The organism is Bradyrhizobium sp. ISRA430 (genome assembly GCF_029909975.1).
Lineage (GTDB): Bacteria > Pseudomonadota > Alphaproteobacteria > Rhizobiales > Xanthobacteraceae > Bradyrhizobium.
Genome location: NZ_CP094516.1, coordinates 3,591,658 through 3,606,687, shown reverse-complemented (window position 1 = coordinate 3,606,687; position 15,030 = coordinate 3,591,658). Strand labels below are relative to the sequence as shown.

Below are 15,030 nucleotides of genomic sequence, written 5' to 3'. Positions count from 1 at the left end.
GGGTCAGCTTTCCGGAACGAGGAAGATCGCGGCCAGGGGCGGAATGGTGAGGCGAAGCTCGGGCGTCTTGCCGTCAACGGCGAGCACCTCGCCGACGTTCCCGACATTGCTGCCGCCGTAATGGGCGGAGTCCGAATTGAACACCTCTTTCCACTTGCCGGCAAACGGCACGCGAACGCGATAGTTGCGATAGACATTGGGTGAGAAGTTGACGATCACGAGACAGCGCGAGTGTTCGTCGAATCCCTTGCGCATCCAGGCGAAGGTGTTGCGGTTGGCATCGTCGGTGATCAGCCATTCGAAGCCGGCCTGGTCGCAATCCATCTGGTGCAGCGCCGGCACCGCGCGATAGAGCCGGTTGAGATCGCGGATCAGCGCCTGGATGCCGGAATGGTTCTTGTATTCGAGCAGATGCCAGTCGAGCGACTGGTCGTGATTCCATTCGTTGCCTTGTGCGATCTCCGCGCCCATGAACAAGAGCTTCTTGCCGGGATGGCCGAACATGAAGCTGTAATAGGTGCGCAGATTGGCAAAGCGCTGCCACTCGTCGCCGGGCATCCGGCCGAGGATCGAACGCTTGCCGTGCACCACCTCGTCATGCGACAGCGGCAGGATGAAGTTCTCCGAGAAGGCATAGTGCAGGCCGAACAGGATCTCGCCGTGATGATGCTTGCGGTAGATCGGGTCCTTGCTGATGTAGTTCAGCGTGTCGTGCATCCAGCCCATGTTCCACTTGTAGCCGAAGCCGAGCCCGCCGAATTCGACCGGGCGCGAGACCTGTGGCCATGCGGTCGATTCCTCCGCCGCCGTGGTCGCCTGCGGGAAACGGGCGAACACTTCGGTGTTGAAGCGGCGCAGGAACGCGATCGCCTCTATGTTTTCCCGCCCGCCATACTGGTTCGGAATCCAGGCGCCCGGCGGCCGGCTGTAGTCGAGGTAGAGCATGGAGGCGACCGCATCGACGCGCAGGCCGTCGATGGCGTAGCGCTCCAGCCAGAACAGCGCGTTCGACACCAGGAAGTTCATCACTTCAGTGCGGCCGTAATTGTAGATCAGCGTGCCCCAGTCGAGATGCCGGCCCTGAAGCGGATTGGCATGCTCGTAGAGCGAGGTGCCGTCGAAATGGCCGAGCCCGTGCGGATCGTCGGGGAAGTGGCCGGGCACCCAGTCGAGCAGCACGGCGATGCCTTCGCGATGGCAGGCATCGACGAGGGCGGCAAAGTCGTCCGGGGAGCCGAACCGGCTGGTCGGTGCATAGAGGCCGGTTGGCTGGTAGCCCCAGGAGCCGTCGAAGGGATGCTCGCTCACGGGGAGGAATTCGACATGCGTGAAGCCCATGTCGCGGACATAGGCCGGCAACTGTTCGGCCAGCTCGCGATAGGTCAGCCATTCATTGCCGTTCTTGCGCCGCCAGGAGCCGAGATGGACCTCGTAGATCGACATCGGCGCCGACAGCGCGTTGATGCCGTCGGGCGCCGGGCGCGGCCGCGGCAGATGCGCCTCGTCGAAGACGATGGAAGCCGTCTTTGGCCGGACCTCGGTGGCGAACGCCAGCGGATCGGATTTCAGCGGGAGTTGGTGGCCGTGCGGTCCGACGATGTCGAACTTGTAGTGATCTCCCGGCTTGGCGTGCGGAATGAACAATTCCCAATAGCCGATGCCGCGCACCCGCATGGGATGACGCCGCGCGTCCCAGAAATTGAAATCGCCGACCACGCTGACGCGCCGCGCATTCGGGGCCAGCACCACGAAGCCGATGCCGTCAACGCCGTCGAGCGTCATCGGATGCGCGCCGAGCTTGTCGTAGAGGCGCTGATGGGTGCCTTCGCCGAGCAGGTAGAGGTCGAAGTCGGTCAGGATCGGCGGGAAGCGATAGGCGTCCTCGAACTCGACGACGCTGTCGCCGAACTTCGCGCGCAATTGATAATGCCTGGAGCCGTTCGGGAGGGCACCGACGAACAGGCCGGCGTCGTGAACGCGGTCGAGCTTTGCCACCTCGCCGTGCTCGCCGATCGCCTCGACATTGGAGGCCTCGGGCAGGAAGGCGCGCACCACGCTTCTGTCGCCTTCGGGGTGCAGTCCAAGATAGTGGAAGGGGTCGGAGTGGCGGCCCTCGATGATCGCGTAGGCTTCGGCGGGCAGTTTAGGCATGTGCTTCGCTCTCGGGATTGGACAGAATGCGAAGCAGCCCCGTCAGAGGTGTGTTGAGCCCCTCCGGCCGGTGCGACAGCTCATGCTCCACCTCATCGAATGCGTGATCAAGTATGAAAAACCTTAACAGGCTGTCCGCCGATTGCGGATCATTTGGCCAGAGCTGCCGGTTTGTCATGCCTTCCCGATAGGCGGTCAGGAATGTGGCTGTCGCGCGCTCGCGCCATTCGCCGAGCGCGGCTGCAAGCCGGCCCTGCTCGTCGTGCGCCCCGGCGAGCGCGCGGTGGAGGGCTGCGGTTGCGGCAAGCTCGATCGAGCGGATCAGGCCGGCGACGTCGCGCGCGGCTGGCGCCTTGCGCCGCCGGTCGGCCAGCGGCAGGTACGGATTGCCATCGAAGTCGATGATGAAGATATCGTCCTTCACGATCAGAGTTTGCCCGAGGCGGAAGTCGCCATGATGACGGATGTTCAACCCGCTGAGGTCCGATGGCAATAGCGTCGTCAGCCGGTCGGACAGGTTCGCGCGCGCCGCCGCGAGCTGGTCGACCAGCGGGCGGTCGGCCTCTCGGAGGGCCTCGCGATGCTCGGCCAGGAGCTCGCAAAGCCGGTCGGCGCGGGTCTTGAGATCGGAGATCCAGTGCTTGACCTGCATGGCGTCGATCGGCTCGGGAGCAAGGTCGCCGGTCTTTGCGTCAGCCAGCGCCATATGCAGCTCGGCGAGGCGCCGGCCGGTCTGCACCAGGTGGTGCAGGTAGGACGCAGGCTCCTGGCTGTCGTGGGACATCTGGCTCGCCGTCAGCAGACGCTGCTCGTCGATATAGCGGTCGAGATGGGATGCGGTCACGGCCCAGCCGTCGCCCTGGTTCTCGACATAGGCGTGCAGGACGCCGAGCGCGCTGCGCTGATCGCCTTCGACCAGCTCGACGCTGCCGAGCAGTGCCGGCGTGTTGGCAAAGCGGGCGACCTCGGTCAGATAGCGGTTGATCTCGATCTCGGGATTGATGCCGCTTTCGAGCTGGCGGTAGATCTTGGCGACATACTGGTTGTCGACGAGGGCGGTGCTGTTCGACTGCTCGATCGTACGGATGCGTTCGGGTTCCTTGACTGTGTAGTCGGCGAACAGGCTGGTCGACTTGAACTCCAGCCGCAGATTGTTCTCCTCCACCACCAGATTCTGCGACAGGTTGCGCAGGAACAGGCCGATGAAGATCTGGTCGGTGGCCACGTCGAGCAGTGTGCCTTCGCGCGCGCCCTGGCGGACGGCGGCGAGCGCCCTCGGGTTGAAGCGTTCGCGGTCGAAGCGCACCCACTCGATCTGCATGGGCAGCACGTAACGCGAAGACGTGTCGTGCTGTGTGGCCTCGAAGAACGCGATCCAGGGTCGGTTGTCACCGATGTCGCAGAACGGCACCGCCGAAGTCAGCGTAGGCCGGATCTGCTTGGGGTTATGCTCCGGATACCACCGCGTCCGCGACAAAAAGCCCGGCAGGACGTCGCGCTCGAACACGCTGCGTTCGCGTGCCAGCGAGACCCAGGTCGAGTTGACCGGTACCACCAGCGTTTCGAATTCCGGCACCGCGCGCGGCACCACCGCCTCGGATTTGTCGCGCTCCAGGAGCTGGAACCAGTAGAAGCCGTAAGGCCCGAGCGTGATCATGTAGGGTAGTTCGCCGATCGCCGGGAAGCGGGTACGGCCGAGCATTTCCTGCGGGATGCGGTCCTTCCACGGTGACAGGTCGAGCTCGGTCGCTTGGGCTGCGCGCGAAAGATTTGCGACGCAGAGGATCACCTCGTCGCGATACTGCCTGACATAGGCGAGCACTGCGCGGTTGGCGGGGCGGATGAATGTCATGGTGCCGCGACCGAAGGCGAGCGTCGACTTGCGCACCGAGATCAGCCGCTTGGTGGCGCTGAGCAGTGACGACAGGCTGCGCGACTGCGCTTCCACATTGACCGACTCGTAGCCGTAGACGGGATCCATGATCAGCGGCGCGTAGAGGCGTGCGGGATCGCAGCGCGAGAAGCCGCCATTGCGGTCCGGGCTCCACTGCATCGGCGTGCGCACGCCGTTGCGGTCGCCGAGATAGATGTTGTCGCCCATTCCGATCTCGTCGCCGTAATAGATGATCGGGGTGCCGGGGAAGGACAATAGCAGCGAGTTCATCAGCTCGATCTTGCGCCGGTCGTTGTCCATCAGCGGCGCCAGGCGCCGGCGGATGCCGAGATTGATGCGCGCGCGCGGATCGTTGGCATAGGTCGACCACAGATAGTCGCGCTCGACGTCGGTGACCATTTCCAGCGTCAGCTCGTCATGGTTGCGCAGGAACAGTGCCCATTGACAGCTCGCGGGAATGTCCGGCGTCTGACGCAGGATGTCGGTGATCGGGAAGCGGTCCTCCTGCGCGATGGCCATGTAGATGCGCGGCATCAGCGGGAAGTGATAGGCCATGTGGCACTCGTCGCCGCGGCCGAAATATTCCTGCACGTCCTCGGGCCATTGATTGGCCTCGGCCAGCAGCAGCTTGCCCTTGGAGTAGGCGTCCAGCTCATGGCGCAGACGCTTGATGATCGTATGCGTCTCGGGAAGGTTCTCGTTCGAAGTGCCCTCGCGCTCGCAGAGATAGGGAATGGCATCAAGCCGGAAGCCGTCGACGCCGGCATCGAGCCAGCGCTTCATCACCTGGATGATGGCGCTGACCACGCGCGGATTGTCGAAGTTGAGATCCGGCTGATGCGAGAAGAAGCGATGCCAGTAGAAGGCGCCTGCCTCGGTGTCCCAGGTCCAGTTGGATTTCTCCGTGTCCGTGAAGATGATCCGCGTGCCCTGGTACTTCTGGTCGGTGTCGCTCCAGACATACCAGTTCCGCGCGCTCGAGCCCGGATGGCTGCGTCGTGCGCGCTTGAACCATTTGTGTTGGTCGGAGGTGTGGTTGACGACGAGCTCGGTGATCACCCGCAGGCCGCGCCGCTTCGCTTCCTGGATGAAACGCTTGAAATCCTTCATCGTCCCGAAATCGGGATTGACCGCGCCGTAGTCCGCGATGTCGTAGCCGTCGTCACGGCCGGGCGAGGGATAGAACGGCAGTAGCCACAGTGCAGTGACGCCAAGCTCCTGGAGATAGGGCAGTTTCTCGGTCAGCCCGGTGAAGTCGCCGATGCCGTCATTGTTGCTGTCGGCGAACGCCTTGACGTGGAGCTGATAGATGATGGCATCCTTGTACCAGAGCTCGTCCACGATCTCGGCAGCTTCCATCTTCTTGTTGACGTCGACGGAGGAAAGAACATTCATGGCGTGCGCCCCTACGCCAGGCAGCGAAACAGCAGCGCCGGATCAAGGTCAGGATCGATACGCAACCTGATCCCGCCCCATTCAATGCGGGACTGTTCGCCTGTCAGGAGGTTTTCGAGGACCGCAACGTGGTGCCGCTGCCCACCGGCGTCAACCGTGACGTCGCCCAGCGGCAGCCAGAATTCGCGCACACGGCGCGAGAGGGCGACCACTACCACGACGGTGCTGGCCGGATCACCCGCCTGCTTCACGAACGCGACCGTTTCGCCGTCCTCGATGCCGAGGAACCGCAGATTGGCCGTCTGTTGAAGGGCGGTGTTTTCGCTGCGGATGCGATTGAGCTCGGCGATATAGCTCTTGATGTTGCCGGGTTGGTTCCAGTCGCGCTGCCGGATCTCGTATTTCTCGGAATCGAGATACTCCTCCCGGCCGGGAATGGCGCCGTGTTCCAGGAGCTCGAACCCGCTGTAAATGCCATAATTGCCCGACAGCGTCGCTGCCAGCGCAACGCGCGACTTGAACATCCAGGTCTCACCGTTCTGCAGATGATATGGCAACAGGTCAGGTGTGTTGACGAACAGGTTCGGGCGATAGAAATCCCGCTCCGGGTAATTGACGAGCTCGCCGAGATATTGCTCCAGCTCCCACTTCTGGGTGCGCCAGGGAAAGTAGGTGAAGGACTGCGCGAAGCCGAGCTTTGCGAGCCCCTTCATCAGCTTCGGTCGGGTGAATGTCTTTGCGAACAGGATGACCTCGGGGTGCCGGCGACGGATGTCGCGGATGAGCCAGTCCCAGAACGGGAGCGGCGCGGTGTCGTGATTGTCGATGGCGAAAATGGTCACACCATGATCGATCCAGAACAGCATTGCATCGCGGAACGCGCCCCACAGCGCGATTCTGTCGACGCAGGCGAAGTCGGGGATGACGATATCGGGATAGGGGCCCTCCGCGGTGCCCACCGAGCGGTCCGGCCGCCATTTGAACCATTCCGGATGCTGCCTCAGCCAGGGATGATCCGGCGAGCATTGCACCGCGAAATCGAGCGCGAGCTCCACGCCATATTCGAGGCAAGTTGCGATCAGCGCCCGGAAATCCTCGATCGTGCCGAGCGCGGGATGCAGGGCATCATGCCCGCCCTCGGGAGCGCCGATGGCATAGGGCGAGCCGGGATCGTGTTCGGTCGCGATCGGGGAATTGTTGCGGCCCTTGCGCCGCGTGCGGCCGATCGGGTGAATCGGCGTGAAGTAGAGCACGTCAAATCCCATCGCGGCGATGTCAGGCACGCGCGCGATGCAGTCCCTGAGCGTGCCGTGCCGACCGGGCACAGCGCTCTGGCTGCGCGGCATCATCTGGTACCAGGTGCTGAACCGCGCCTTGTCACGTTCGGCGCTCAGCGGGAAGAGCGGGGAGCGGGTCAGGTCGGGGCGCGACTGGCTCTCGGCCATGGCCTCGCTCAGCTCGGCCGCGAGCAGCGGCGCGACCTCGCCGGTCTGAAGATAGTCCTCGCATTGTCTCAGGATGATCGAGGCGGCGTCCCGCCGCACGCCATGCGCCTTGGTCAGAAGGCCGGCGCCCTCGATCGCGTCGAGCGTGATGTCGGCGCCGCAAAGCTGCTTCCGCTCCAGCCGATGACGCCAGGTGGCGAATTCGTCGGTCCAGGCTTGGACGGCATAGAGATACAGCCCGGGCTCCGTCGGGACGAACGCGCCGAACCAACGGTCGTTGCCGTGCTGGCTCATCGGCTCGTGCCGCCAGTCGCGATCCTGCTCGCGGCGCCAGACCAGCGCGGCGCTGATCACGGCGTCGCCGTCGCGGTAGATGTCGGCCCAGACCTCGACCCGCTCGCCCGCGATCCGCTTCACGGCGAAGCGGCCCCCGTCGATCAACGGATAGACGTCCTCAATGAGGAAAGCGCTGCGGGCTGCGGCGCTCTCGACGGTTTGAATTGTCTTGTTCACGGTGATGCCATTGACAACAAAACAGGATCCCGCTTCCCTTGTCGGGAACCGACGCTCGGTACCTATATAGAAAGCCGCTTGTGTGTCATTGGTTCCGCCTGGGAACGGCAGGTGCGGTCTGCGAGTTACCCCTGACTAACGTCTTCCTTCGCTTCATCAAAATCGATGCCCCCGGCAAAAGGGTGGCCTGCAAACTGCGTGCCGAATGGATCTTTTAGCTCAAGCCGAAATCAAGGGCGTCCAGTCCGAATTCATCGACGCCCTGGGAAAGCTGCGGGTCACTGCGCCCGACGCCTTGAAATCCATCCTCGACGCCCTGCCGGAGAAGCGTGTCTACCGCTTCGCCCATGGGCCGGTCGTGGTTCGCGCCCTGGCGAATGCACGTACCGAACTGACGGCAACCGGCGCGTTGCCGCTGCAATGGAAAATCACCGGCAATTTCAACGTAATCGCGCAAGGCGAAACGCGCGAGCCGGTGATTGCTTGGCCGGCCGGTCTGCCGGCCGGTTATCACCGGTTGACACTGACCGATGCTGACGGCGCGACGGAAGAAGTGCCGATGATCGTGGCCCCCGAGCGCGCCTTTGGGGGCGACTTCGATCGTGGCTGGCTGCTCGCGGTGCAGCTCTACAGTGTTCGTTCCGATCGCAATTGGGGCATCGGCGATTTCACCGATCTTGCCGGTCTCGTCCGGCTTGCCCGGCAGCTTGGCGCCGACGGCGTCGGCCTCAATCCGCTGCATGTGTTGTTCGACGACCATCCGAGCGATTGCAGCCCTTATTCGCCGAACAGCCGGCTGTTCCTCAATCCGCTCTATATCGACGTTGAAAAAATCCCCGAGTTTTCGTCCGACCTGCTCCCGGATGCTGCCGCGATTGCCGCGCGCCTGCGCGAAGGCGACCGCGTGCCCTACGCCGACATGGCGACGTTGAAATGGCGGGGCCTGCGCGCCGCCTTTGACAGTTTTGTGAAGAAGGCGAGCGAAACGCGCCGGCAGGAGTTTGCGGCATTCCGCTCCGAGCGCGCACCGCTATTGTCACGCTTTGCCTGCTTCGAGGTGCTGCGGCATCGCTTCGCCGGCCCCTGGTGGGAATGGCCGCGGGAATGGCGGCAGCCGGATGAGACGAAACTCGCCGAGTTGCGCAATGGTCCCGATAAGCGCGAGGTTGAGTTCGTCGAATTCGCGCAATGGACCGCCGAGTCGCAATTGCAGGCGGCCAAGGTGCTTGCGACCCAGCTCGGCATGAAGGTCGGGCTCTATCTCGACGTTGCCGTCGGCGTGCAGTCCAACGGCTTCGATGCCTGGAACGAGCAGATGGCGATTTCCCGCCATCTCGCCGTCGGCGCGCCACCCGACGTGCTCAACACCGTCGGCCAGGACTGGGGTCTTGCCGGCTTCAATGCGGGGGGCCTGGAAGCGCAGTCCTTCGTGCCGTTTGCCGCGATGCTGGCCGCCTCGATGCGCCATGCCGGCGCGATCCGGCTCGATCACGTGCTCGGCCTGAAGCGGCTCTATCTGGTGCCGCGCGGCTTCAAGCCGGACAATGGTGCCTATGTGCAGATGCCGTTCGAGGCGCTGCTGGCGGCGGTGGCGCGCGAGAGCGCGCGGCACAAATGCATCGTGATCGGCGAGGATCTCGGCACCGTGCCGGAAGGCTTCCGTGAGACCATGCAGGACTGGGGCATCTGGTCCTATCTCGTCATGATGTTCGAGCGCGACGACGCCGGTCATTTTCGCAACGTCGATCATTACAGGCCCAACGCGCTGGTCACGCTGAACACGCACGATCTCTGCACTTATGCCGGCTGGCGCTCCTTCAGCGATCTGAAGATGAAGCTTTCGCTCGGAATCGACCCCGGTGAGAACGACGAGGCGCGCTGGCATGCGCTCGGCATGCTCGACGAGATCCTGCGCGTCAACGGCATTCACGCCAACGATCTCTATTCGGTGCTCACCTTCCTGTCGCGCACGCCGTCGCGGCTGTTGGCGGTATCGCTGGAAGATCTGCTGGGCGTGATCGACCAGCCCAACATTCCCGGCACGATCGATGAGCACCCGAACTGGCGCCAGCGGCTGCCGGTTGCGCTCGACAGGATTGCCTCACGCGTCGATCTCGCGGCTTTGAAGGCGGCGACGCGGGAACGTTCGTCAGTCGGCGGGAGTTGAGTTCCCGTCCCTTCGCAGGATGGCAACGAATTGTCGGTGAGGATCGAGGACTACGCACTGATCGGCGACTGCGAGACTGCGGCGCTGGTCGGCCGCAACGGCTCGATCGATTGGTTGTGCTGGCCGGCCTTCGATTCCGACGCCTGTTTTGCGGCTATCCTCGGGACGTACAGGAACGGTCGCTGGCTGATCGCGCCAAATGACCCTGCCACGAACACGTCGAGGCGCTATCTCGGCAACACGCTGATCCTCGAGACACGTTTCGAGACCGAGAGCGGCAGCGTCGCGCTGATCGATTTCATGCCGCCGCGGGGCAAGGCGTCCGACATCGTGCGGCTGGTGCGCGGCATCAATGGCATGGTGAAGATGCGGATGCAGCTCGTGATCCGCTTCGGCTTCGGCGCCGACATTCCCTGGGTACGGCGAACCGAGGACGGCGCATTGCTGGCCGTCTGCGGCCAGGACATGACCGTGCTGCGGACGCCGGTCGAGACAAGGGGGAAGGATCTGACGACGGTTGCCGAATTCGAGGTGAAGGCCGGCGCGACCGTGCCCTTCGTGCTGACCTATGGCCCCTCGCATCTCGCAGTACCCGAGCCGATCGATCCCGAGATCGCGTTTCAGGAGACCGAGACCTTCTGGAACGGCTGGTGCAGCCAGTGCAGCCGGGATGGCGACTACCACGATCTCATCGTGCGCTCGCTGATCACGCTGAAGGCACTGACCTTCGGTCCGACCGGCGGCATCGTCGCGGCGCCGACCACGTCATTGCCGGAAAAGCTCGGCGGGACGCGGAACTGGGACTACCGCTTCTGCTGGTTGCGCGATGCCACCTTCACCCTGCTCGCGCTGATGAATTCGGGCTACACCGAGGAAGCCGCGGCCTGGCATAGTTGGCTGTTGCGCGCGGCGGCCGGCTCGCCGTCGAACATGCAGATCATGTACGGCATTTGGGGCCAAAGGCGGCTGCTCGAATGGGAGGCGGGCTGGCTCGACGGCTATGAGGCGGCGAAGCCGGTGCGGGTCGGCAATGCCGCGCATGCGCAGCTCCAGCTCGACGTCTACGGCGAGTTGATCGACGCGTTCCACCAGTCACGCATGGCCAAGCTGAAGCTCGACGAGGAGAGCTGGGCGCTGGAATGTGCTGTGCTCAACCACCTCGCGGAGGTCTGGGACCAGCCCGATCACGGCATCTGGGAGCGACGCGGCGAGCCGAAGCACTACGTCTTCTCCAAGGTGATGACCTGGGTGGCCTTCGACCGCGGCATCAAGAGCGCCGAGACCTTCGGCTTCAAGGCGCCGCTTCTGCATTGGCGCACCTTGCGCGAAGCCATCCATCGCGACGTCTGCAACAGGGGTTTCGACGCAGGAGAGAATGCCTTTGTCGAATCTTACGGCTCGAAGCTGCTCGATGCCAGCGTGCTGCTGCTGCCCTCGGTCGGCTTTTTGCCGGCAACGGATCCGCGCGTCCGCGGCACCATCGCCGCCGTCGAAAAATGCATGATGCGCGACGGTTTCGTGCTGCGGCATGATCCGCGCGAAGTGTCCGAGGAGCAGCAGCCGCTCGAGGGTGCGTTCCTCGCCTGCACCCTGTGGCTGGCCGACGCCTGTGTGCTGGCGGGCGATCTCGACAAGGCGCAGATGTTGTTCGACCGCGTCGTCGCGGTTGCGAATGACGTCGGACTCCTGGCCGAGGAGTACGATCCCGACGCGCGACGCCAGACCGGCAATTTCCCGCAGGCGCTGACCCACATCGCGCTGGTCAACACTGCCCACAACCTGTCGGCTGCGCGACAGGAAAGCGAAAAGCCGGCGATGCAGCGCTCGCAGTAGCGGTTCAGCCGCTTCCGTTCCGCTTCAATATCATCTCCATCGCCGCGGCAAAGCCGTCCTGCTCATTGGTCGCGGTCACGTGCATCGCCTGCTGCTTGACGTTGTCGGCGGCATTGCCCATGGCGACCGAATAGCCGCTGGCGCGGAACATCGCGAGGTCGTTCTGCATGTCGCCGATGGTGGCGACCGCGTCGGTCGCAATCCCGAGGCGCTGCGCCATTGCCTGCACGAAGGTGCCCTTGTTGAATCCGGGCGGGGTGATGTCGAGATAATAGGTCTGCGAACGCACCGCGGTCGCCTCTCTGCCGAGCGCCTCCTGCATCACCTTCTCGCAGGCCTCCAGCCCCGCCGCATCGGCGCTTGCGCCGACGATCTTGCAGGCACTGGCGAGGTACGGCGTGAAGTCCGCAACGATGGTCGGGTCGGCGCGGATCGTGTGCACCTCATGCGCGACGTAGCTGCCCTTGGGATTGTCGATCAGCCATTTGTCGGCGGTGAAGAGCCAGATGTCGGCGCCGAATTCCCGGAGGATCTGCAGGCAGCGCTCGGCCGCCGTTCGCGGGATCAGGTGCTGCTCGACCGGGTTCATCTGTGTATCGATGATCGAAGAGCCGTTGAAGGGACCGACCGGCAGGGTGATCGAGAGCGGCTCGATCAGAAAGCGCATGCCGATCGCGGGGCGGCTCGAAGTGATGGTGAAACCGATGCCGGCCGCGTGCAGCCGCCGTACCGCGGCCCTGGCGCGGTCGGTCAGCGTCTTGTCCTTGGTCAGCAGCGTGCCATCGACGTCGGAGACCACGAGCGAGATCGGCGTCATGACATGGCCTCGTGCTTCTCGCCGTCGAATTTCAACTGCCGCACGATATCCCCGACGATCGCCTCGACGGTTTCGTCGATCGAGACCGTGATCGCGTGCTCGCTATTTTCCGGCGGCTCCAGTGTCCTGAACTGGCTGGTCAATAGCTCCGGCGGCATGAAATGGCCCTTGCGATGGGCGAGCCGGTCGGCGATCAACTCCTGCGTGCCCTTGAGGAAGACGAACCGGACGTCGTCGCGTCCACGTAACAGCACGTCACGATAGGCATGCTTCAGCGCCGAGCAGGCGATGATGACGTGTTCGCCTGCCTTGCACACCCGCGCAATCTCGTCGGCGATGGCGTTGAGCCAGGGCCAGCGGTCCTCGTCGGTGAGGGGGTGGCCCGCCCGCATCTTCTCGACATTGCTCGGCGGATGAAAGCTGTCCCCGTCCTCAAAACGCCAGCCCAGCCGTTTGCCGAGTGCTTTCGCGACCGTGCTCTTGCCCGAGCCCGACACGCCCATCACGATCAACGCACAAGGTGCTTCAACGCCCGCCACGAATCCCCTCCGGAAGCGCGGCCTGGTCGACCAGCCAGACGGTCTCGCCATTCGAGCGCGCGCGTAACGCCGGCAGATTCTCGCCATTGACGAGGCGCGTCAAGATCGCCTGCTTGTCGTGCCCGGCGATCTCGAACAGCATTTCGCGGCATGAGGCGAGAGCGGGCAGGGTGAGCGAGACCCGCGGCACGAAAGGCGCGACATTGGCCGTCGGCACGCCGACGACCCAGCGCGCGGTCTCATCGAGCGCAGGATAGCCCGGAAACAGCGAGGCGGTGTGGCCGTCCGGTCCCACGCCCATTAGGACCATGTCGAACAGCGGGCGCGATGGATCGAGCCGATCCGCGCCGTAGAAGAGCTGCAACTCGCGCTGATAGGCCTCGGCGCTGCGATCGGGATTCTCGGTCGCGGTCGGGATCGGGTGAATGTGGCCAGGCGGTGCGCTGTGATCGAGGAAGATCGCGCGTGCCACCGCCATGTTGTTGAGGGGATCGCCGTCCTGCACGAACCGCTCGTCGCCGATGAACCAGTGCACGCGCTCCCAGGGAATTCTGCCGCGCCAGGCCTCGCTCCCGAGCAATTGATAGAGCTGCTTCGGGCTCGATCCGCCGGTGAGGCAAATCGCGATACGGCCGGGGTTGGCCGCGATGCGCGCCATCACGCGTTCGGCTGCGGCTTGCGCCAGCGCCTCGGCGTCAGCTTCGACGATCAATTTCGGCTGGTCGGCCGCAGCCATCACGAATACTTTCGCCAGCTTCGCCCGTCGCGCTTCAGCAACTCATTGGCGCAGGCCGGGCCTTCGCTGCCGGCGCGATAGGTCTCGATACCGTTGGTGCCGGCCCTCTTCCAGGCATCGAGGAACGGCTGCACCGCCTCCCATCCAGCTTCGACGCCGTCGGCGCGCTGGAACAGGATGTTGTCGCCGATCATGCAGTCGTAGATCAGCGTCTCGTAGCCCGTGCTGGGATCGGCCTTGAAATAGTCGCCGTAGCGGAACTTCATCTCGACGCCGTCGATCGTGACGCTCGGTCCGGGAATTTTGGCATTGAATTGCAGCTCGATGGTCTCGGTCGGTGCGATGCCTATGGTGAGGAAATTCTGCGAGAGGCGGTCCACTGCCGTGCCGCTGAACATCGACAGCGGGGCCTGCTTGAACTTGATCGCGACCTCTGTGCGCTTGTGGGCCAGCGCCTTGCCAGTGCGCAAGTAGAAGGGCACGCCGGCCCAGCGCCAATTGTCGATCATCAGCTTGAGCGCGACATAGGTCTCGGTGGTGCTGCCGGGCTTGACGTCCGCGGTCTTGCGATAGTCCGGAATATCGTCGTCGCCGATCCGCCCGGCCAGATATTGCGCGCGGACCGAGCTTCTCAGCGCCTCTTCCTCGCTCGGCTTCTGGACCGCGGTCAGCACCTCGGCCTTTTCGGAGCGCACAGCATGGGCGTCGAACCGGGACGGCGGCTCCATCGCGACCAGCGACATGAGCTGGAACAGATGGTTCGGCACCATGTCGCGCAGTGCACCGGTGGCGTCGTAGAAACCGCCGCGATGGCCGACGCCGAGCTTTTCCTCGACCGTGATCTGAATGTGGTCGATGTGGTTGCGATTCCAGATCGGCTCGAACATGCCGTTGGCAAAGCGCAGCACCATGATGTTCTGCACCGTCTCCTTGCCGAGGTAGTGATCGATCCGGTAGATCTGGTGCTCTTCCATGATCTTCAGGAGCTCGGCGTTCAAGGCGCGCGCCGAGGCGAGATCAGTGCCGAACGGCTTTTCGATCACGAGCCGGCGCCAGGCGCCGTTCTCTTGCATCAATCCGGTGCGGCCGAGCTCGCGCGCGGTCGGCGCGAACGCCGCCGGCGGCGTCGCCAGGTAGAACAGCCGGTTGCCTCCGGTGCCGCGCGAGCATTCGAGCGCGTCGAGGTGTTCGCGCAAGTGATCGAAGGACGGAGGATCCTTCGCATCGGCCTCGACGAAGGTGACGCATTGCAGGAGTTGCTGGGCGACGACGTCGTCGACGGGGCGTGTCGCGAACTGGCGCAGGCCCTTCATCAGGCTGTCGCGCAATTCGTCATTCGACATGCCCCTGCGAGCCACGCCGACGACGCAGAACTTTTCCGGCAACAGGTTCTCGGCGGCGAGATTGTACAGTGACGGCATCACCAGCCGATGGGTCAGATCGCCGGTGACGCCGAAGATGACGAAGGCGCAATTTTCCGGCTTGCGCTTTGGCTGCGGGTCTTTGGTCACGAACAACTGGCCTTCGTATTGTTGCGTCT

The 15,030-nt window shown here is 64.0% G+C and carries 9 protein-coding genes; 2 read left to right on the top strand and 7 right to left on the bottom strand.

Going from position 1 to position 15,030, the window contains the following annotated elements:
- Positions 1–3: 3 nt before the first annotated feature.
- From glgB to MTX21_RS17210, 3 genes are read right to left on the bottom strand one after another with little or no spacing between them, the layout of a single operon-like run.
- On the bottom strand, positions 4–2,151 hold the full coding sequence (glgB, locus tag MTX21_RS17220) for a 1,4-alpha-glucan branching protein GlgB (protein ID WP_280965966.1): 2,148 nt from the start codon (positions 2,149–2,151) through the stop codon (positions 4–6).
- Positions 2,144–5,440 (bottom strand): maltose alpha-D-glucosyltransferase, encoded by a 3,297-nt coding sequence (gene treS, locus MTX21_RS17215; protein WP_280965965.1) that lies wholly within the window; start codon positions 5,438–5,440, stop codon positions 2,144–2,146. The genes glgB and treS overlap by 8 nt, the downstream gene beginning before the upstream one ends.
- Before the next feature lie 11 nt (positions 5,441–5,451).
- Complete coding sequence (locus MTX21_RS17210; protein ID WP_280965964.1) at positions 5,452–7,398, bottom strand: maltotransferase domain-containing protein; 1,947 nt, start codon at positions 7,396–7,398, stop codon at positions 5,452–5,454.
- A gap of 205 nt (positions 7,399–7,603) precedes the next feature.
- On the opposite strand from MTX21_RS17210, the gene malQ reads away from it, so the two are divergent.
- A complete protein-coding gene (malQ, locus tag MTX21_RS17205) occupies positions 7,604–9,565 on the top strand; it encodes a 4-alpha-glucanotransferase (protein ID WP_280965963.1) in 1,962 nt (653 codons plus the stop codon).
- Between the two features lie 30 nt (positions 9,566–9,595).
- Positions 9,596–11,398, top strand: coding sequence for a glycoside hydrolase family 15 protein (locus MTX21_RS17200; protein WP_280965962.1), 1,803 nt, complete (start codon positions 9,596–9,598; stop codon positions 11,396–11,398).
- A 4-nt stretch (positions 11,399–11,402) separates the two neighbouring features.
- Here MTX21_RS17200 and MTX21_RS17195 read toward each other — a convergent pair whose 3' ends face one another.
- From MTX21_RS17195 to zwf, 4 genes are read right to left on the bottom strand one after another with little or no spacing between them, the layout of a single operon-like run.
- On the bottom strand, positions 11,403–12,215 hold the full coding sequence (locus MTX21_RS17195) for an HAD family hydrolase (RefSeq protein WP_280965961.1): 813 nt from the start codon (positions 12,213–12,215) through the stop codon (positions 11,403–11,405).
- Positions 12,212–12,754, bottom strand: a complete 543-nt coding sequence (locus tag MTX21_RS17190) for a gluconokinase (protein ID WP_280965960.1) — start codon at positions 12,752–12,754, stop codon at positions 12,212–12,214. The genes MTX21_RS17195 and MTX21_RS17190 overlap by 4 nt, the downstream gene beginning before the upstream one ends.
- Positions 12,741–13,490 carry a 6-phosphogluconolactonase gene (gene pgl / locus MTX21_RS17185; RefSeq protein WP_280965959.1) on the bottom strand — a complete coding sequence of 250 codons (750 nt, stop codon included), beginning with the start codon at positions 13,488–13,490 and terminating at the stop codon, positions 12,741–12,743. Before pgl ends, MTX21_RS17190 begins: the two co-directional genes overlap by 14 nt.
- A complete protein-coding gene (zwf, locus tag MTX21_RS17180; RefSeq protein ID WP_280965958.1) occupies positions 13,490–15,001 on the bottom strand; it encodes a glucose-6-phosphate dehydrogenase in 1,512 nt (503 codons plus the stop codon). Before zwf ends, pgl begins: the two co-directional genes overlap by 1 nt.
- Positions 15,002–15,030: the final 29 nt, after the last annotated feature.